The sequence below is a fragment of the Mycobacterium palustre genome, assembly GCF_002101785.1.
In the GTDB taxonomy this organism is placed as follows: Bacteria; Actinomycetota; Actinomycetes; order Mycobacteriales; family Mycobacteriaceae; genus Mycobacterium; species Mycobacterium palustre.
The window spans coordinates 1-19,098 of sequence record NZ_LQPJ01000014.1 but is presented as its reverse complement, the minus strand read 5'-3'; the positions used below and the strand labels follow the sequence as shown (position 1 = coordinate 19,098).

Below are 19,098 nucleotides of genomic sequence, written 5' to 3'. Positions count from 1 at the left end.
CCCAACAACCAATCCAACGACGCGGGCAGCCACGGCTCCAAGCGCCGCACCGCAAGCGGCACACCCCCAAACAACCCGTCAACGACCACAAACTCGCCCGGACGGCGCGGAGGCTGGCGCGGCGGGGTGTAGGAAGGCGTCGCACAGGTGGCGTGCGATGCGGATCGTCAGCAGCGGAAGGTCCAGGATCGACATCGCGCCCAACCTACGCGGCGGGGCTGTCAGGCCCGCTGGCGCGCGGGGACGACGATCAGTTCGTGCGGCCGGTGGTTGACGGCCAGCGCGCCGTCGTCGGTGACGACGACGATGTCCTCGATTCGCGCGCCCCAGCGGCCGGGAAAGTAGATGCCCGGCTCGATGGAAAACGCCATGCCCGGCGTCAGGGGCAGGTCGTTGCCGGCGACGAGGTACGGCTCCTCGTGCACCGACAGGCCGATACCGTGCCCGGTGCGGTGCACGAAAAACTCGGCGAGTCCGGCCTCGGCGAGCACGTCGCGGGCGGCGGCGTCGACCTGCTCGGCGGTGACGCCGGGGCGGACGGCGTCGAAGGCCGCCCGCTGCGCGCGCTGCAGCACCGAATACTGGTGTGCCACATCGCTATTCGGCTCGCCGAGGCTGTAGGTGCGGGTCGAGTCGGAGTGGTAGCCCGGTTCGTAGGCGCCGCCGATGTCGACGACGACGATGTCACCTGCCTGCAGTTCGCGGTCCGAATAGCCGTGATGCGGGTCGGCGCCGTGCGGGCCCGACCCGACGATGATGAAAGCCACCTCCGAATGCCCTTCGGCGACAATGGCTTCGGCGATGTCGGCGGCGACCTCCGCTTCGGTGCGGCCCGGCCGCAAAAACTCGGGCACCCGGGCGTGCACCCGGTCGATTGCCGCCCCGGCCTTGCGCAGGGCGTCGACCTCGCATTCCTCCTTGACCATCCGCAGCGCGCGCAGCACGTCGGTGGCCAGCGTCGGCAGCACCCCGAGCTCGGCGGCGAGCGGCAACAGGTGCAGCGCCGGCATGGAATCGGTGACGGCGGTCGCGGCCGGGCCGCCGCCGAGGGCGGCGCTCACCAACTTGTACGGGTCGTCGCCGTCCACCCAATCCCGCACGGCCAGGCCGAGTTCCGTGATCGCCGAGCCCTTCAACGAGGCCAGTTCCAGCCGCGGCACCACCACCGTCGGCTCGCCGGAGGCCGGCAGCACCAACGCGGTGAGCCGCTCGAACGTCTGCGCGCGCGAGCCGACGAGGTAGCGCAGGTCGTAGCCGGGCGTGATCACCAGGCCGGCCAGGCCGGCGTCGCCGGCCGCCCCGGCCGCCGCGGCCAGGCGGCGCGCGTACACCGCCGCGTCGAATCGGTGCGAGTCCATGGCAGCCAGATTAACGGCGCTGGCAGGATAGCCGGCATGCAATCGCCGCTGCTGCTCCTCGACGGGCCGAGCATGTGGTTCCGCTCGTATTTCGGGGTGCCATCGTCGATCACCGCGCCCGACGGACGGCCCGTCAATGCCGTGCGCGGATTCTTGGACTCGCTGGCGGTGGTGATTACCCGGCATCGGCCCGGCCGGCTGGTGGTGTGCCTCGACCTGGATTGGCGCCCGCAGTTTCGGGTCGATCTGATCCCGTCGTACAAGGCCCATAGGGTTGCCGAACCGGAGCCGCGGGGCGAACCCGACATCGAGGAAGTGCCCGACGAGCTGACCCCGCAGATCGACATGATCCTGAGGTTGCTGGACGCGTTCGGGATCCCGACGGCCGGCGCGGAGGGCTTCGAGGCCGACGACGTCCTGGGCACCCTTTCGGCGCGGGAAAGCAACGACCCGGTGGTGGTGGTCAGCGGGGACCGCGACCTGCTGCAGGTGGTGACCGACGAACCGGTTTCCGTGCGGGTGCTGTACCTGGGGCGCGGGCTGAGCAACGCCACCCTGTTCGGGCCCGCCGAAGTGGCCGAGCACTACGGCGTGCCGAAGGATCGGGCGGGGCCGGCGTATGCCGAACTCGCGCTGCTGCGCGGCGACCCGTCCGACGGCCTGCCCGGGGTGCCGGGCGTCGGCGAGAAGACGGCCGCCACGCTGCTGGCGCAGCACGGCTCGCTGGAGCGGATCCTGGCCGCCGCCCACGACCCAAAGTCCAAGATGGCCAAGGGATTACGGGCCAAGTTGCTGGCATCCACGGACTACATCGAGGCCGCCGGCACGGTGGTGCGCGTGGCCACCGACGCCCCGGTCAGGCTGTCGACGCCGACCGACGCCCTACCGCTGGTGGCCGCCCACCCCCGGCGCACCGCGAAGCTGGCGACCGAGTTGGGTGTCGGGTCGCCGGTCGCCCGCCTGCAGAAGGCGCTCGACGCGCTGCCCGGCTGAGCCTACTGCGGCCGGCCGACCTCGTAGGTGCCCTTGTTGTCCTGGAACGTCACCGTCACATGCTTTTGGGCGCCGTCGATGCTGACGTCGCAGTCGAAGGTGCTGCCCTTCTTGACGACCGGGTCCTGGCCGTGGTTGCACTTGACGTCCTTGACGTTCTTGGCGCCGTAGCCGTTGGTCTCGTCGCTGAGGACCTGCTGCACGCCCGTCTGGGCCTTGTTAACGTCGAGCTTGGTGGTGACGAAAAAGCCGGGCTGCCAGAAACCGAGCACCAGCACCACCGCGATGACCAGAAACGCGATCGCGCCGGCCACGCCGCCGATGAGGGCCATCGACCGCTTCTTGCCCGGCTGCTCGTAGGGCGGGTATTGCTGCGGGTACTGCCCGGGCTGACCGTATTGACCGGGCTGCCCCGGCTGACCGTACTGACCCGGTTGGCCGTACTGGCCGGGCTGCGGGTACTGACCCGGCTGGCCGTACTGGCCCGGCGGCGCGTACTGGGTGGGCTGGGCACCGAACTGCCCGGGCTGGCCCGGCTGACCATACTGGCCGGGCTGCGGGTACTGCTGCGGGTAGGCCTGCTCGGTCGGCGGCTGATACTGCGGGTATTCGGCGGGCGGCGTGTATGCCGGCGCCTGCCAGGTCGCGTCCTGGGGCGACTGCTGCTGCCAGGGCGATCCGACCTGTGTCGGTTCCGAGGATTGGTCGCCGCCCTGGCCGGGCGGTTGCCACTGGTGGCCCGGGTCCGATCCCTGCGGTCCGCTCATCGTTTCTCCTCAGTCCCCTTGTCCCTTACCTAAAGTCATCCGGCTTCCCATTACCGCTGTAACGGTAGCTCGCGCCCAGCCTACCCGGCGTCAACTGCGACGACGCCGCGCCGAACCTCGTTGATCGCGCGCTTGGCGGTGGCCCGAAGCTCGGGGTCAGGGGCGGCGTTGCGGACCTGGTCCAGCAGGTCGAGCACCTGGCGGCACCACCGCACGAAGTCGCCCGCCGACAACGGCGACCCGGTGCCGGCCAGGTCGGCGGCGGCCAGCGCGGCGGCCAGGTTGCCGGTGCGGGCCCAGCGGTAGATGACGGTGACGAAGCCGTCGTCGGGTTCGCGGCTCGGGCCGATGCGATGGGTTTGCTCGTCGGCGCGCAGCCCGGTCGCCAGCCGCGACGTCTGCTGCAGCGCCTGGCGCAACGGTTGCGTGGGCACCTCCCCGGCGGCCGCGGCGCCGGGGCCGTCGCCGCGCGACTCGTAGAGCACCGCGGAGACCACCGCGGCCAGCTCGGCCGGATTCAACCCCGCCCACGCGCCGGTGCGCAGGCATTCGGCGACCAGCAGGTCGCTTTCGCTGTAGATCCGGGCCAGCATGCGGCCGTCGTCGGTGACGTGGGGGTCGCTGGCCGGGCCCTCGATGAAGCCGCGTTCGGTCAGCAGCCCGACGATGCGGTCGAACGTGCGGGCCAGCGAATTGGTGGCGGCGCCGACCCTCTTCTCCAATTGGGCGTTGTCGCGTTCGATGCGCAGGTAACGCTCGGCCTCGCGGATCTTCGGCTCGGGGCTGTTGTGCGCGGGATGCCGGCGCAGCTCCGCGCGCAACGACGCCAGTTCGGGGTCGTGGAAGCCGTCGGCGTCGCCCCGCCCGCCGTGCCTTTTGCGGCCCGCCGGCACGGCCAGCCCGGCGGCGGCCGATCGCAGCGCCGAGGCCAGGTCGCGCCGCACCCGCGGCTGGCGGTGCTCGACGCGCTTGGGCAACGACATGGAGCCGACGGGTTCGGACGCGCCCGAATAGTCCGCCGACGAGATCCGTCCCGCCCAGCGGTGTTCGGTGAGCACCAACGGGCGCGGATCGTCGCTGTCGCGGGCCGACTCCAGGACCACCGCCAGCCCGCCGCGGCGGCCGTGGTTGATGGTGATGATGTCTCCGCGACGCAGCGCGGCCAGCGCATCGCTGGCCGCCTGCCGCCGGTGCAGCCGCGAGGCGCGGGATTGCGCGCGTTCCATCTCCGACACCCGCGCCCGCAGCCGGGCGTACTCGAGGATCGGCGCCTGCGGGCCGCCCAGCTCGGCGGCGATCTCGTCGAGCAGGCGTTTGCCGCGGTCGATGCCGCGGACCAGCCCGACGACCGAGCGGTCGGCCTGGTATTGGGCGAACGACTGCTCCAGCAGCTGATGCGCCTGCTCGGGGCCCATTTGCTGCACCAGGTTGATCGTCATGTTGTACGACGGGGCGAACGAGCTGCGCAGCGGGAAGGTGCGGGTGGAGGCCAGGCCCGCGACCGCGGACGGTTCGGTGGTTTCCTCGCTGGGATTCCACAGCACCACGGCGTGGCCCTCGACGTCGATGCCGCGCCGGCCGGCGCGCCCGGTGAGCTGCGTGTACTCCCCCGGCGTCAGCGGCATGTGCTGCTCACCGTTGAACTTCACCAGCCGCTCGAGCACCACGGTCCGCGCGGGCATGTTGATCCCGAGGGCCAGGGTTTCGGTGGCGAACACCGCCTTGACCAGGCCGGCGGTGAACAGCTCCTCGACGGTGTGGCGGAACGCCGGCAACATCCCGGCGTGGTGGGCGGCCAGGCCGCGCAGCAGGCCCTCACGCCACTCGTAGTAGCCGAGCACGGCCAGGTCGTCGTCGGCGAGATCGCCGCACCGGTGGTCGATCACCTCGGCGATCTGCGCGCGCTCCTCCTCGGTGGTCAGCCGCAGCGGCGAGCGCAGGCATTGGGCGACGGCCGCATCGCAACCGGCCCGGGAGAATACGAACGTGATCGCCGGCAGCAGGCCCTGCGAATCCAGGATCGCGATCACCTCAGGGCGCCCCGGCGGCCGATAGAACCGCGGCCGGCTGGGCGCCCCCCGGCCTCTCCTTCCCGCCTCGCGGCGGGGGCCTCGCCAGTCCGACATCCGGTCGGCCTCGCGCCGATGGGCGATGTGGCGCAGCAGGTCCGGGTCCACCCGCGGCTGGCGCCGGCCGGAGGGCCCGTCTTCGTCGTAGTCGAACAGGTCGAACAGTCGCTTGCCCACCAAGACGTGTTGCCACAGCGGCACCGGCCGCTGCTCGTCGACCACCACGGTCGTGTCACCCCGCACGGTCTGGATCCAGCCGCCGAATTCCTCGGCGTTGCTCACCGTCGCCGACAGGCTGACCAGCCGCACCTCTTCGGGCAGGTGCAGGATCACCTCCTCCCACACCGGGCCGCGCATCCGGTCGGCCAGGAAGTGCACCTCGTCCATCACCACGTACGAAAGCCCTTGCAGCGCAGGGGAATTGGCGTAGAGCATGTTGCGCAGCACTTCGGTGGTCATCACCACGACGGGGGCGTCGGCGTTCACCGACATGTCGCCGGTCAGCAGGCCGATCCGGTCGCGCCCGTAGCGCGCGGTCAGGTCGGTGTGCTTTTGGTTGCTCAGGGCCTTCAGCGGGGTGGTGTAAAAGCACTTGCCCCCGGCCGCCAGCGCCAGGTGCACCGCGAATTCGCCGACGACCGTCTTGCCGGCGCCGGTCGGCGCGCACACCAGCACGCCGTGGCCGCGTTCCAGCGCCGCGCAGGCCCGCTGCTGAAAGTCGTCGAGCGTAAAACGCAGTTCGGCGGCGAACCGGGCCAGCTCGGGTAGCTCCGTCACGCCGGGGCCGGATCCCGCGAGGGTGCGCAGTTGTACGCCAATGCCGGCGTGTCCTCGTACAGACACGCACGCTCGCGCCAAGAAAACCAAGAAAACCTAGGTGACATCGTCGTGCTGCCCGGTGAACGACGGTTGCGGCACGGGCTCGTGCAGCGGGGCGGGCGGTTCGATGACCGACGCCTGGTCGTCGGGGATCGCGGCCTGGGCCTCGCGCTTGGCCTTGCGCTTGTCGTGCAGCCGGGCGATTTGAATGGCGAACTCGAGCAGCACCGACAACGCCACCCCGAGCGCGGTCATCGAGAACGGGTCGGACCCGGGCGTGAACATCGCCGCGAACGCGAACAGGCCGAAGATCAGGCCGCGCCGCCACGACTTGAGCCGCTCATAGGTCAGCACGCCGGTCATGTTGAGCATGACGATCAGCAGCGGGAATTCGAAGCTGACCCCGAAGACGACCAGCAGGTTGATCAGAAACCCGAAATACCGGTCGCCCGACAGCGCGGTCACCTGCACGTCGCTGCCGACGGTCAACAGGAATCCCAGCGCCTTGGACAGCACCAGGTAGGCGAGCACGGCGCCGACCAGGAAGAGCACCGCCGCCGGGATCACGAACGCGATCGCGAAGCGGCGTTCCTTCTGGTAGAGCCCGGGCGTGATGAAGGCCCACAGCTCGTAGAACCACACCGGGCAGGCCAGCACGATGCCGGCGGTCAGCCCGACCTTGAGGCGGAGCATGAACTGGTCGAACGGCGCCGTGGCCAGCAGGCGGCACTGCCCGTCGGCGCTGATCGAGGCCCGCGCGGACTGTGGCAGCGAGCAGTAGGGGTGACGCAGCCACTCGCCGAGGCTCTCCAGCCCGAATATCGAGTGCCCGTACCAGACGAAGCCGAAGATGGTCGTGACGAGGATGGCGGCCAGCGAGATCAGCAGCCGGGTGCGCAGCTCGGTCAGGTGGTCGACGAGCGACATCGTCGCGTCGGGGTTGGTGCGGCTGCGCCTGTTGCGGGGGTTGAGCCGTTTCAGCAGGCCGGCGGTGCGCGCTGAAACCCGGAAACCTTTCACAGTGTCGTTGGCGATCGGTCAGTGGCGCTCGGGCACCGCGGCGCCGCGGTTAAGCCGGGCGCGCTTGGCTGTGGCCCTGCTCGGTGGCCGCCGGCGGGTCGACCCGCTGCGACTGCACGGGCTGCGCGGGCGCGGGCGTTTGCAGCGACGGGGTGTCGGACTTGCCCTCGTTCTGCATTTCACGCATCTCGGACTTGAAGATGCGCATCGACTTGCCCAACGAGCGCGCGGCATCGGGGAGCTTCTTGGCACCGAAGAGCAGGATCACTACGACAGCGAGGATCGCCCAGTGCCACGGACTAAGACTGCCCACTTTGATTACCTCCAGACGTCTACCCGATGCTACCGCAGCGCGGCGGCCTGCCGGGGTGCCCGCGCCGGGGCCTACCACCGCGCCGCCACCTGGTAGGACTGCAGGCCCGCCGCCGCGGCATCCCGTACACGCTGGGCCAGCGACTGCGGTTCGAGGACGCGCACCGCGGATCCGAAGCCGAGCACCAGCCGCGTCATCCAGTCCTCGGAGGCGTAGGTCATGACGGCCTCGCACGACCCGTCGGGCAGCTCGAGCACCTCGCGCATCGGGTAGTACTCGAACATCCACGACGCCGCGGGCGCCACGCGCAGCCGGGCCGACGGCAGCGACGGGTCGCCGTCGAACAGCGACGTGTCCGGCGGCGCCTGCACGGCCGGTTCGGGCGGGGCCGCCGGCTCGCCCAGCTCGGTGGCGTCGACGATCCGGTCGAAACGGAACAGCCGGACCCCCTCGGCCTCGCGGGACCAGGCCTCCAGGTAGCTGTGGCCGCCGATCAGCAGCACCCGGATCGGGTCGACGACCCGGCTGGTCAGGGTGTCGTGCGAGGCGGAGTAGTAATCGATGGCCAGCGCGCGCTTGTGCTGCACGGCCGTGCGCACGGCGGCCGCGGCCCGGCTCTCGACCGGCGCGGGCTCGTCCACGGCCGCCGCCAGGGCCGCGCTGTCCTGCCCGACGGCGCCGGCGGCGGCCTCGATCTTGGCCATGGCGCTGCGCGCGGCTTCCGGATCGACCACGCCCGGGATGTCGGCGAGGGCCCGCAGCGCCACCAGCAGGCCCGTCGCCTCCGGCGAGGTGAGCCGGAGCGGCCGGTCGATGCCGGCCGAGAACGTCACCTCGATGGTGTCGCCGGAGAACTCGAAATCGATCAGATCGCCGGGGTAATAGCCGGGAAGCCCGCACATCCACAGCTGGTTGAGGTCCTCCTCCAGCTGCTTGGCCGACACGCCAAGGTCGGCGGCGGCCTTGGCCCGCGTGACCTTCGGGTTGGCCTGGAAGTACGGCACCATGTTCAGCAGCCGCACCAGGCGCGTGGAGATCGGGGTCACGGGCTTCCCACCTCCGCGTGGGCCCGCAGCCGGGCCAGCACGTCGTCGCGCAGCGACTCCGGCTCGAGCACGACGGCGTCGGGCCCGTAGCCGGCGATCTCGCGCGCCAGCCCATCGGCGGACGTGATGTCGAGTTCGAGCACCTCGCCGTCGCGGCCGCCCAGCCGGTGCGGGCCCGTCGAGGTCCCGGCGCGGCGCAGGGCGGTGGCCCGCCCGTCGGCCACCCACACCCGGGCCCGGCCGCCCGCCGGCCACTCGGTGACCGTCTGGGCGACGATCTTGCGCAGGTCCACCCCGTCGGGCACGGTCACCGCACCGGGAGGGCCGATCGGCGTGACCTCGGCGCCGATCCGCGAGAGCCGGAAGGTGCGGGTGGCGTCGCGGTCGCGGTCGTGGCCCACCAAATACCACCGCCCCTTTTCGGTGACCACCCCCCACGGCTCGACGGTCCGGGTGGTGTAGGGCTCGGCGCGCGAGGGCCGGTGCGGGAACTGCACGGCCTGGCGGGAACCGATGGCGGACAACAGGATTCCGAGGACCTTCTCCGAGCCCCGCAGGCCCGGGACCCCGGCCGGCGACGCGATGGCGACGGGCGCTTCGGGGTCGACGTCGACGCCCGCGGCGCGGAGCTTGAGCAGCGCGCCCTGAGTCGCGGTGATCAACTCCGGCGACTCCCACAGCTGGGTGGCCACGGCCACGGCGGCCGCCTCGTCGGGGGTCAGGGCGACCGGCGGCAGCGCGTAGGCGTCGCGGTTGATGCGGTAGCCCTCGGTGGGATTGGTGGCCGACACCCGGCCCACCTCGAGCGGGATGCCGAGGTCGCGCAGTTCGTTCTTGTCGCGCTCGAACATCCGCGAGAAGGCCTCGGCGCTGGGGCTGTCCGAATACCCCGCGACGCTGGACCGGATCTTTTCGGCGGTGATGTAGCCCCGGGTGGACAGCAGAGCGATGACGAGGTTGACCAACCGCTCGACTTTCGAGATCGCCACCTGCACCAGGTTATTCGATGGTCCCCGCCCGGCGCTTCCGGCGCTTCCCGGCGACCACGCCGGCGCTACATGCTGGCGATGAGCCGCTTGACCCGCTCGTCGACGGCGCGGAACGGGTCCTTGCACAGCACGGTGCGCTGCGCCTGGTCGTTGAGCTTGAGGTGCACCCAGTCGACGGTGAAGTCCCGCCCGGCCGCCTGGGCGGCGCTGATGAACTCCCCGCGCAGGCGGGCGCGGGTCGTCTGCGGCGGGTGGTCGACGGCCTCGGCGATGTCCTCGTCGGTGGTGACGCGCGCCGCCAGGCCCTTGCGCTGCAGCAGGTCGAAGACGCCGCGGCCGCGCTTGATGTCGTGGTAGGCCAGGTCCAGCTGGGCGATCTTCGGGTCGGACAGCTCCATGTTGTAGCGGTCCTGGTAGCGCTGGAACAGCTTGCGCTTGATCACCCAGTCGATCTCGGTGTCGACCTTGGCGAAGTCCTGGCTTTCGACGGCGTCGAGCTGGCGGCCCCACAGGTCGACGACCTGCTCGATCTGGGCGTTGGGCTCGCGGGTCTGCAGGTGCTCGACGGCGCGGCTGTAGTACTCGCGCTGGATGTCCAGGGCGCTGGCCTGACGGCCGCCGGCCAGCCGCACCGGCCGCCGGCCGGTGATGTCGTGGCTGACCTCGCGGATGGCACGGATGGGGTTGTCCAGCGAGAAGTCGCGGAACGGGACGCCGGCCTCGATCATCTCCAGCACCAGCGCCGCCGTGCCCACCTTGAGCATGGTCGTCGTCTCGCACATGTTGGAGTCGCCGACGATGACGTGCAGGCGCCGGTACTTTTCGGCGTCGGCGTGCGGCTCGTCGCGGGTGTTGATGATCGGCCGGCTGCGGGTGGTGGCCGAGGAGACGCCCTCCCAGATGTGCTCGGCGCGCTGGGACAGGCAAAACGTCGCGGCCTTGGGCGTCTGCAGCACCTTGCCCGCCCCGCAGATCAGCTGGCGGGTGACCAGGAACGGCAGCAGCACGTCGGAGATCCGGGAGAACTCGCCGGCCCGCACGATCAGGTAGTTCTCGTGGCAGCCGTAGGAGTTGCCCGCCGAGTCGGTGTTGTTCTTGAACAGGTAGATGTCACCGCCGATGCCCTCGTCGGCGAGTCGCTGCTCGGCGTCGACCAGCAGGTCCTCGAGCACCCACTCGCCGGCGCGGTCGTGCGTGACCAACTGCACCAGGCTGTCGCATTCCGCGGTGGCGTACTCGGGGTGGCTGCCCACGTCGAGGTAGAGGCGGGCGCCGTTTCTCAAAAAGACGTTGGAGCTGCGGCCCCACGACACCACCCGGCGGAACAGGTAGCGCGCAACCTCGTCCGGGGACAGGCGGCGATGGCCGTGGAACGTGCAGGTGACACCGAACTCGGTCTCGATGCCCATAATTCGTCGCTGCACGTAATCGAGGGTACTGGTTGTCTCACCGCAAAGGTGCAGAAGCCGCGCCCACGTTGTTTTTGGGCGGACCTACTCCGCGGTTTTGCCCTCCGCGGATTTGCCGTCGGATTTCGAGCCCTTGCCGTCCAGCTCCTGCAGCATGCTCTCCAGGGCGGGGCGGTTGATGCGCCGGAACGCGCGCCGCGGCCGGTTGGCGTCGAGGATGGCCACCTCCAGGCTGGCCACGTCCAGCGAGGGCTGGTCGCCGTTGGAGGTGTCGGGGCTCCCCGCCCGCAGCGCGGCCAGCGCGATGCCCAGAGCGTCGCGCAGCTCGGCGTTTTCGGCGTAGGTCTCCTTCAGCGCGGTGGCGATCGGCTCGGTCGTGCCGCCCATCACCACGAAGTGCGGCTCGTCGGCGATGGACCCGTCATAGGTAATCCGGTACAGCTCCGGCGGTTTGGTCTCGCCGTAGTGGGCCACCTCGGCGACGCACAGCTCCACCTCGTAGGGCTTGGCCTGCTCGGTGAAGATGCTGCCCAGTGTCTGCGCGTAGACGTAGGCGAGCTGCCGGCCCGTGACGTCGCGGCGGTCGTAGGCGTAGCCACGGGTGTCCGCGAATTGGATTCCGCCACGGCGCAAGTTGTCGAATTCGTTGAACTTGCCGGCGGCCGCGAAGCCCACCCGGTCGTAAAGCTCGCTGATCTTCTGCAGCGACCGCGACGGGTTCTCGGCGACGAACAGCACGCCGTCGGCGTAGGCCAGCGCTACCACGCTGCGTCCGCGCGCGATGCCCTTGCGGGCGAGCTCGCTGCGCTCGCGCATCGCCTGCTCGGGCGAGATGAAATACGGGAAACTCACTTATCCCCCCGCGGTTCGGCGTCGGGCCCGAAAGTGTCTGCGCGCGAGCGGTTTTCGATGACCTCGCGGGCCAGCTCGGCGATGCGGCTCTCCGGCACCTCCGCCGCCCCCTCGGCGCCGATCGTGACCGCAGTCGGGTAGATGCCGCGCACCAGATCCGGTCCGCCGGTGGCGGAATCGTCGTCGGCGGCGTCGTAGAGCGCCTCGACGGCGACCCGTACCGCCGAATCGACATCGGTGACTTGCGAATACAGCTTCTTCATCGACGACTTGGCGAAGATGGAACCCGAGCCCACCGCCTGGTAGCCCTCTTCCTCGATGTTCCACCCACCGGCGGCGTCGAACGACACGATGCGCCCGGCGCTTTCCGGGTCGGGTGCGTGAATGTCGTATGCCGCCAGCAGCGGCAGCGCCACCAGCCCCTGCATCGCGGCGCCCAGGTTGCCGCGCACCATGATCGCGAGCCGATTCACCTTGCCCGCGAAGGTCAGCGGAACGCCCTCGAGCTTCTCGTAGTGCTCGAGTTCGACGGCGTAGAGCCGGGCGAACTCGACGGCGATGGCGGCGGTGCCGGCGATGCCGGTGGCCGTGTAGTCGTCGGTGATGTACACCTTTTTCACGTCGCGCCCGGCGATCATGTTGCCCTGTGTGGAGCGGCGGTCGCCGGCGATGACGACGCCGCCCGGGCACTTCAACGCGACGATGGTGGTGCCGTGCGGCAGCTGGGCCCCGGGACCGCCGGCCTGGGCGCCGCCGCCGAGGCTCGCGGGCAGTAACTCCGGCGCCTGGCGGCGGAGGAAGTCGGCGAACGACGACAGGCCTACAGCCGAATTCCGGGGAAGTGCGAAGTTAGTGGACAGGCGGTCGGAGAACGGCCAGGTCACTGTCCGCCCTTTTGGACGTACGCGCGGACGAAGTCCTCAGCGTTCTCCTCAAGGACGTCGTCGATCTCGTCGAGCAGGTCGTCAGTCTCCTCGGCCAACTTTTCGCGGCGCTCTTGGCCCGCGGCCGTGCCGTCGGCGAAGTCGTCGTCATCGCCGCCGCCACCACCACGCTTGGTCTGCTCCTGAGCCATCGCCGCCTCCTGCTTGTTATCGGCTCGTGTAAACCCAAGTCACACGCCCGCTTGGTCTTTTCCTACCCTACCGGTCAACACCGACGTTTCCCTGCTTAACGTGCGTCAGCTGGTCAGTTGTTCCACCAGTTCCACCGCGCTGCTCACCGAGTCCAGCAGGGCCCCGACGTGGGCCTTGCTGCCGCGCAGCGGTTCCAGCGTCGGGATGCGCACCAGCGAATCGCCGCCGAGGTCGAAGATCACCGAGTCCCAGCTGGCCGCGGCGATGTCGGCGCCGAACCGGCGCAGGCACTCGCCACGGAAGTAGGCGCGGGTGTCGGTCGGCGGGTTCTCGACGGCGTCGAGGACCTGGTGCTCGGTGACCAGGCGCTTCATCGAGCCGCGGGCGACGAGCCGGTTGTAGAGTCCCTTGTCCAGCCGGACGTCGGAATATTGCAGGTCGACGAGGTGCAGCCGCGGCGCCGACCAGTTCAGGTTCTCCCGCTGCCGGAAACCCTCGAGCAGCCGCAGCTTGGCCGGCCAGTCCAACAGCTCGGCGCATTCCATCGGGTCGCGCTCGAGCAGGTCGAGCACGTGCGCCCAGGTCTCGACGATGTCGGCCGCGCGGGGGTCGGGGTCGCGGCTGTCCACCAGCTTGGCCACCCGGTCGAGATAGATCCGTTGCAGCGCAAGGCCGGTCAGCTCGCGGCCGTCGGCGAGGGCCACCGCGACCCGCAGCGACGGGTCGCGGCTGATGGCGTGGACCGCGTGCACTGGCCGCGCCAACGTCAGGTCGCTCAGGTCGATGCCGTGCGCGGGGCCCTCTTCGATCAGGTCGAGCACCAGCGCGGTGGTGCCCAGCTTGAGATACGTCGAGGTCTCGGCCAGGTTGGCGTCCCCGATGATCACGTGCAGCCGGCGGTAGCGGTCGGCGTCGGCGTGCGGTTCGTCGCGGGTGTTGATGATGCCGCGCTTGAGCGTGGTCTCCAGCCCGACCTCGACCTCGATGTAGTCGGAACGCTGCGAGAGCTGGAAGCCGGGCTCGTCACCGGCGGGCCCGATCCCGACCCGGCCCGAGCCGGTCACCACCTGCCGCGACACCAGAAAGGGGGTGAGTCCGGCGATGATGGCCGAGAAGGGGGTTTGCCGGGACATCAGATAGTTCTCGTGCGAGCCGTAGGAGGCGCCCTTGCCGTCGACGTTGTTCTTGTAGAGCTGCAGCTTGGCGGCCCCGGGCACGCTGGCGACGTGCCGGGCGGCGGCCTCCATCACCCGCTCTCCCGCCTTGTCCCAGATCACCGCGTCGAGCGGGTCGGTGCATTCGGGCGCGGAGTATTCCGGGTGGGCGTGGTCGACGTAGAGGCGCGCGCCGTTGGTCAAAATCATGTTGGCCGCGCCGACCTCGTCCGCGTCGACCACCGGCGGCGGCCCCGCCGAGCGGCTCAGGTCGAAACCGCGGGCGTCGCGCAGCGGCGATTCCACCTCGTAGTCCCAGCGGGTGCGTTTGGCGCGCTGGATGCCGGCGGCGGCGGCGTAGGCCAAGACCGCCTGCGTCGAGGTGAGGATCGGGTTGGCGGTCGGGTCCGACGGCGAGGATATGCCGTACTCGACCTCCGTCCCGATAATCCTTTGCATTACTTCAAGATAGGCCTGGTGACGACGCGGCCCCCGACGCGGGGTGTCGCGACGCCGGTGAAAACGGCCACCGCGCGAGCCGATCCGCCATTAGGGTGAGCCCGCATGGACCTTTCCCTGCGCCGCTCGCCGGGCCCCCGCGCCCCGGCCAGCGACTCGGCGAAAGGAGCGGCCGAAAGCTGGTTCTTGCAGCGGGGTCTGCCGTTCGTGCTGACCCGGCGGGACCGGTGGCGGCGGCTTTGGCCGCGGTCGGCGCCCGCGCTGGCCGCGTACGCGGCGCTGCAGGCCTGCGTGCTGGCGGTGTACTCGATCGTCGGGGGCGGCGACGTCGAGATCAAGGGCGAACCGACACCGCGTGAATGGGCGGTGCTGGCCATCGTCGCGCTGGCGCTGCCGCTGATGGCGCTGGTCGGCTGGCTGGTGTCGCGGTCGCGAAGCGGCCAAACCCGCGCGGCGGTGGCCGTCGCCGCGGTCGCGGTCGTGGCGTGCGTCGCGAGCATCGTGTCCGGGCCCGCGCAGCTCGTCCAGGAGGCCGTCGTGGTGGTCCTGGTGTTGGCCCTCACCGGATGCGGGGTCGGCTCGGTGGTCGGGTGGGCGGTGCGCATGATGCTGTCGCACTTCGCCACGGTGGGCGCCCTGGCGGTGCGGGCGTTGCCGGTCGTCTTGCTGACCGCCCTGGTGTTCTTCAACACCTACGTTTGGCTGATGGCCGCGACGATCAGCGGGGAGCGACTCACGCTGGCGATGGCGTTTCTGGTTTCCATCGCCGGGGTGTTCGTCGTCTCCGCCACCCGGGAACGCGTGCGGCCGATGCTGCGGTCGACGACGGTGGAGCTGGCCGACGACGCCCAACGGCTGGCCGGCACGCCGTTCGCGGCCATGGCGGACGTCCCCGACTGCGCGCCGCTGAAAAGGGCCGAGCGGCTCAACGTGGTGTTCGTGTTGGCCGCCTCGCAACTGGCGCAGATCACGGTGGTGGCGGTGGTGACCGGCACGATCTACCTGATCCTCGGGCTGATCGTCCTCAGCCCGGAGCTGCTCAACGAGTGGACCCACACCTACTCCAGCACCGCGACCGTGCTGGGATGGACGCTGCCGCTTCCGGATTCGCTGATCCACATGTGCCTCTTCCTGGGTGCGTTGACGTTCATGTACATCAGTGCGCGGGCGGCCGGCGACGCCGAATACCGGGCCAACTTCCTCGACCCGCTGATCGAGGACCTGCACGCCACCCTGATCGCCCGCAACCGCTACCGCGGCGCGGCGGCCACCGGGTGTGAAGTTGACGCCGACCAGCGCGGTGATTAATTTCACACAGATGCCGGAGCAGGTCTGGCTCCTGTCGAAGAGGAAGCGTGTGAGCCGGTGACCGATGTGGCTGGGAAGCGTTACGGCGAAGTGCTTCTCGTGATCGCCGGCGAGGCCGGCCCGCAGGCCACGGTCTACAACAGCTTCCCGCTCAACGATTGCCCCGCCGAGCTGTGGTCCAAGCTGGACGCGCAGGCCATCGCCGCCGAAAACGGCGCCGCCGCAGCGCTGCTCAACGGCCCGCGCTACTGGCTGATGAACGCCATCGAGAAGGACCAGCAGGGCCCGCAGATCCGAAAGACCTTCGGCGGGATCGAGATGATCCAGCAGGCCACCGTCCTGCTGTCGTCGATGAACCCGGCGCCCTACAGCCCGAACACGGTGAGCCGGCACACGGTGTTCGTGTTCAACGCCGGCGAAGAGGTCTACGAACTCCAGGATCCCCACGGACACCACTGGGTGATGCAGACCTGGAGCCAGGTCGTCGACCCGAACCTCTCGCGTGCCGACCTGCCGAAGCTGGGCGAGCGGCTCAACCTGCCGGACGGATGGTCCTACCAGCCGCGCGTGCTGACCGAGCAGTTGCGCATCGACACGACCTCCCGCGCCGCCCAGGTCACCCAGGACGACCTGACGAACAGCTATTCGCTGGTGACGGTCTGACGGCCTGACGGTCGGCGAAAGCCGCCCAAACTGAACGCACGCACATCCGCCGCGGCGTGTCGTGTGCGCGGTTTCAGTGTCGCGAGCTGGACTCCGCGACCCCTACAGGTACTGGCCCAGGTTCGACTCGGTGTCGATGGCCCGCGACGCGCTCGACGACTTGCCGGTGACCAGCGTGCGGATGTAGACGATCCGCTCGCCCTTCTTGCCCGAGATCCGCGCCCAGTCATCGGGGTTGGTGGTGTTGGGCAGGTCCTCGTTCTCGGCGAACTCGTCGACGATCGAGTCGAGCAGGTGCTGGATGCGCAGGCCTGGCTGGCCGGTCTCCAACACCGACTTGATCGCGTTCTTTTTCGCGCGGTCGACGACGTTTTGGATCATCGCGCCGGAGTTGAAGTCCTTGAAGTACATGACTTCCTTGTCACCGTTGGCGTAGGTGACCTCCAGGAACCGGTTGTCGTCGATCTCGGCGTACATCCGCTCCACGACCTTCTCGATCATCGCCTTGATGCAGGCCGTGCGGTCGCCGCCGAACTCGGCGAGGTCGTCGGCGTGCAGCGGCAACTCCTCGGTCAGGTACTTCGAGAAGATGTCTTGCGCCGCTTCGGCATCCGGGCGCTCGATCTTGATCTTCACGTCGAGCCGGCCGGGCCGCAGGATCGCCGGGTCGATCATGTCCTCGCGGTTGGAGGCGCCGATCACGATGACGTTCTCCAGGCCCTCGACGCCGTCGATCTCGCTGAGCAGCTGCGGGACCACCGTCGTCTCGACGTCGGAGGAGACCCCGGTGCCGCGGGTGCGGAAGATCGAGTCCATCTCGTCGAAAAACACGATCACCGGTGTGCCCTCGGACGCCTTCTCCCGCGCCCGCTGGAAGATCAGCCGGATGTGCCGCTCGGTCTCGCCGACGAACTTGTTGAGCAGCTCGGGGCCCTTGATGTTCAAAAAGTACGACTTCGCCTCGCGGGCGTCGTCGCCGCGCACCTCGGCCATCTTCTTGGCCAACGAGTTCGCAACCGCCTTGGCGATCAGGGTTTTACCGCAGCCGGGCGGGCCGTACAGCAACACGCCCTTGGGCGGGCGCAGCGCGTACTCGCGGTAGAGCTCCTTGTGCAGGAACGGCAGCTCGACGGCGTCGCGGATCTGCTCGATCTGGCGGGTCAGGCCACCGATGTCGGAGTAGCTGACGTCGGGGACCTCTTCGAGCACCAGGTCTTCGACCTCGGCCTTGGGGATGCGCTCGAACGCGTAGCCTGCCTTGGTGTCGACCAGCAGCGAGTCGCCGGGCCGCAGCTTGCGCGGCCGGGTGTCGTCGTTGAGGACGTCGGGGTGCCCCTCCGGCAGGTTCTCGGCGACCAACGGTTCGGCCAGCCAGACGATGCGCTCCTCGTCGGCGTGGCCGACGACGAGCGCGCGGTGGCCGTCGGCCAGCACCTCACGCAGCGTGGAGATCTCGCCGACCGATTCGAACGTGCCGGCCTCGACGACCGTCAGGGCCTCGTTGAGCCGAACGGTCTGGCCCTTGCGCAGCGTGGCGACGTCGATGTTGGGCGAGCAGGTCAGGCGCATCTTGCGGCCCGAGGTGAACACGTCGACCGTGTCGTCGTCGTGCGCGGCCAGCAGGACGCCGTAGCCGCTGGGCGGCTGCCCCAGGCGGTCGACCTCTTCGCGCAGCGCCAACAGTTGCTGACGGGCCTCTTTGAGGGTCTCCATCAATTTGGAATTGCGCGCCGCCAGGGAGTCGATGCGGGCTTCCAGCTGATGCACGTCACGCGCGGACCGCGCGCCGCCCTGCGACCCGACGGCGTGCTCGAGTTGCTCGCGCAGCACCGCGGCCTCGCGCCGCAGTTGTTCTAGTTCGGCAGCATCGCCGCTGGACATGCCAGTTTCACGGGGATTACCGAATGCATCAGAACGCTCTGAGTCACCCATGTTGCGCTCCTTTCCCGCCCCGACATGATGCGGTGGATACCCCAACGCTACCGGCGATTGCCCGTTCATGTGGTGAGTCAAATGCTCACGAAAAGTTAAGACTTTGGTCGTACTGGTAATCTCGCCCACGAATCGCGCCGATCGAAAGGACAGCCGTGGCAGCAAAAGCCCTCGCCACAGGCTTGGCCGGCTCGACCATTCAGGGCCTCCGTCGGCGCGGTGGCCGCCGGTGTGACTTCCGTTGCATCCGTTGGCCCGACGCAGGCACGAGCGAGTAGTCCACAATACCGACTGGATGCACCGACCCGACTGGATGCACCGACACCTGTCCGTTGCGCTGAGCGCCGCCACAGCGGCGGCGGTGGTCGGGCTCTCCGGATGCTCGCATCCCGGCCCGAAGGTGGTGACGTCGCCGTCCTCGACGGTTCACCCGACGACGAGTCCGGTCATCGTGGCGGCGCCGCCGACCGCTCCCCTGCCCGCGCCCGACGCCCTCATCGACGTGCTCAACCGGCTCGCCGACCCGAACGTCCCGGGCATCAACAAGGTGGGCCTGGTCGAGGGCGCCAGCCCCGACAGCGCGGGCACCCTGGACAAGTTCACCAACGCGTTGCGCGACAACGGCTACCTGCCGATGACCTTCGCCGCGAACAACCTCGCCTGGTCGGACAAGAACCCGTCGAACGTGATGGCCACGGTCGTCGTCCACACCGCCCAGCCCAACAACGGCAACTTCACCTTCCCGATGGAGTTCGCGCCCTGCCCACCCCCGCAGGGCGGATGGCAGCTCTCCCGCCGGACCGCGGAAATGCTGCTGGCTCTGGGCAACCCGGCGGCACCGACGGCCCCGCCGCCGAGCCCGGCCCCCGCG

The 19,098-nt window shown here is 69.6% G+C and carries 17 protein-coding genes; 4 read left to right on the top strand and 13 right to left on the bottom strand.

The genetic code is table 11. The features are described from left to right. Window positions 1–221: 221 nt before the first annotated feature. Window positions 222–1,358, bottom strand: a complete 1,137-nt coding sequence (locus AWC19_RS01305) for a M24 family metallopeptidase (RefSeq protein ID WP_085076298.1) — start codon at window positions 1,356–1,358, stop codon at window positions 222–224. A gap of 36 nt (window positions 1,359–1,394) precedes the next feature. On the opposite strand from AWC19_RS01305, the gene AWC19_RS01300 reads away from it, so the two are divergent. Next, entirely contained in the window at window positions 1,395–2,351 is a 957-nt protein-coding gene (locus tag AWC19_RS01300; protein WP_085076297.1) for a 5'-3' exonuclease, read from the top strand. Window positions 2,352–2,353: 2 nt separating this feature from the next. Here the strand turns inward: AWC19_RS01300 and AWC19_RS01295 are convergent, their stop codons facing one another. From AWC19_RS01295 to dop, 11 genes are all read right to left on the bottom strand, one after another. Next, window positions 2,354–3,118: a DUF4333 domain-containing protein gene (locus AWC19_RS01295; protein ID WP_085076296.1), complete on the bottom strand. Its 765-nt coding sequence runs from the start codon at window positions 3,116–3,118 to the stop codon at window positions 2,354–2,356. Between the two features lie 80 nt (window positions 3,119–3,198). Further along, window positions 3,199–5,964, bottom strand: coding sequence for a DEAD/DEAH box helicase (locus AWC19_RS01290; protein WP_085076295.1), 2,766 nt, complete (start codon window positions 5,962–5,964; stop codon window positions 3,199–3,201). A 96-nt stretch (window positions 5,965–6,060) separates the two neighbouring features. Continuing rightward, window positions 6,061–7,026, bottom strand: a complete 966-nt coding sequence (gene tatC / locus AWC19_RS01285) for a twin-arginine translocase subunit TatC (protein WP_142280909.1) — start codon at window positions 7,024–7,026, stop codon at window positions 6,061–6,063. A 49-nt stretch (window positions 7,027–7,075) separates the two neighbouring features. After that, on the bottom strand, window positions 7,076–7,339 hold the full coding sequence (tatA, locus tag AWC19_RS01280; protein WP_085076294.1) for a Sec-independent protein translocase subunit TatA: 264 nt from the start codon (window positions 7,337–7,339) through the stop codon (window positions 7,076–7,078). Window positions 7,340–7,410: 71 nt separating this feature from the next. Further along, window positions 7,411–8,385 carry a helix-turn-helix transcriptional regulator gene (locus AWC19_RS01275; protein WP_085076293.1) on the bottom strand — a complete coding sequence of 325 codons (975 nt, stop codon included), beginning with the start codon at window positions 8,383–8,385 and terminating at the stop codon, window positions 7,411–7,413. After that, a complete protein-coding gene (locus tag AWC19_RS01270) occupies window positions 8,382–9,374 on the bottom strand; it encodes a helix-turn-helix transcriptional regulator (protein ID WP_085076301.1) in 993 nt (330 codons plus the stop codon). Before AWC19_RS01270 ends, AWC19_RS01275 begins: the two co-directional genes overlap by 4 nt. 65 nt (window positions 9,375–9,439) lie before the next feature. Continuing rightward, complete coding sequence (pafA, locus tag AWC19_RS01265; RefSeq protein ID WP_142280085.1) at window positions 9,440–10,798, bottom strand: Pup--protein ligase; 1,359 nt, start codon at window positions 10,796–10,798, stop codon at window positions 9,440–9,442. A 69-nt stretch (window positions 10,799–10,867) separates the two neighbouring features. Continuing rightward, window positions 10,868–11,635, bottom strand: coding sequence for a proteasome subunit alpha (gene prcA, locus AWC19_RS01260; protein ID WP_085076291.1), 768 nt, complete (start codon window positions 11,633–11,635; stop codon window positions 10,868–10,870). Next, complete coding sequence (gene prcB / locus AWC19_RS01255; RefSeq protein WP_085076290.1) at window positions 11,632–12,519, bottom strand: proteasome subunit beta; 888 nt, start codon at window positions 12,517–12,519, stop codon at window positions 11,632–11,634. Before prcB ends, prcA begins: the two co-directional genes overlap by 4 nt. Then, window positions 12,516–12,710, bottom strand: a complete 195-nt coding sequence (locus tag AWC19_RS01250; RefSeq protein WP_067114400.1) for a ubiquitin-like protein Pup — start codon at window positions 12,708–12,710, stop codon at window positions 12,516–12,518. Before AWC19_RS01250 ends, prcB begins: the two co-directional genes overlap by 4 nt. A gap of 105 nt (window positions 12,711–12,815) precedes the next feature. Then, window positions 12,816–14,324: a pup deamidase/depupylase gene (gene dop, locus AWC19_RS01245; protein WP_085076289.1), complete on the bottom strand. Its 1,509-nt coding sequence runs from the start codon at window positions 14,322–14,324 to the stop codon at window positions 12,816–12,818. Window positions 14,325–14,429: 105 nt separating this feature from the next. Here dop and AWC19_RS01240 point away from each other — a divergent pair, with 105 nt between their 5' ends. Then, window positions 14,430–15,632: a hypothetical protein gene (locus AWC19_RS01240; protein ID WP_085076288.1), complete on the top strand. Its 1,203-nt coding sequence runs from the start codon at window positions 14,430–14,432 to the stop codon at window positions 15,630–15,632. Between the two features lie 24 nt (window positions 15,633–15,656). Further along, window positions 15,657–16,295, top strand: coding sequence for a hypothetical protein (locus tag AWC19_RS01235; protein WP_211284813.1), 639 nt, complete (start codon window positions 15,657–15,659; stop codon window positions 16,293–16,295). A 102-nt stretch (window positions 16,296–16,397) separates the two neighbouring features. Here AWC19_RS01235 and arc read toward each other — a convergent pair whose 3' ends face one another. After that, the gene (gene arc, locus AWC19_RS01230; RefSeq protein ID WP_085076300.1) at window positions 16,398–18,227 is read right to left on the bottom strand and encodes a proteasome ATPase; all 1,830 of its coding nucleotides are present in this window, start codon (window positions 18,225–18,227) and stop codon (window positions 16,398–16,400) included. Between the two features lie 313 nt (window positions 18,228–18,540). Here arc and lppK point away from each other — a divergent pair. Further along, the coding region (gene lppK, locus AWC19_RS01225; protein WP_085076299.1) for a lipoprotein LppK at window positions 18,541–19,098 on the top strand (558 nt) is incomplete at its 3' end.

Bases quoted from the DNA above. Each gene is read 5' to 3' on its own strand.
- AWC19_RS01250 (WP_067114400.1), bottom strand. From the start codon at position 12,710: ATGGCTCAGGAGCAGACCAAGCGTGGTGGTGGCGGCGGCGATGACGAC.
- dop (WP_085076289.1), bottom strand. From the start codon at position 14,324: ATGCAAAGGATTATCGGGACGGAGGTCGAGTACGGCATATCCTCGCCG.
- AWC19_RS01300 (WP_085076297.1), top strand. From the start codon at position 1,395: ATGCAATCGCCGCTGCTGCTCCTCGACGGGCCGAGCATGTGGTTCCGC.
- AWC19_RS01240 (WP_085076288.1), top strand. From the start codon at position 14,430: ATGGACCTTTCCCTGCGCCGCTCGCCGGGCCCCCGCGCCCCGGCCAGC.
- AWC19_RS01305 (WP_085076298.1), bottom strand. From the start codon at position 1,358: ATGGACTCGCACCGATTCGACGCGGCGGTGTACGCGCGCCGCCTGGCC.
- AWC19_RS01295 (WP_085076296.1), bottom strand. From the start codon at position 3,118: ATGAGCGGACCGCAGGGATCGGACCCGGGCCACCAGTGGCAACCGCCC.
- arc (WP_085076300.1), bottom strand. From the start codon at position 18,227: ATGGGTGACTCAGAGCGTTCTGATGCATTCGGTAATCCCCGTGAAACT.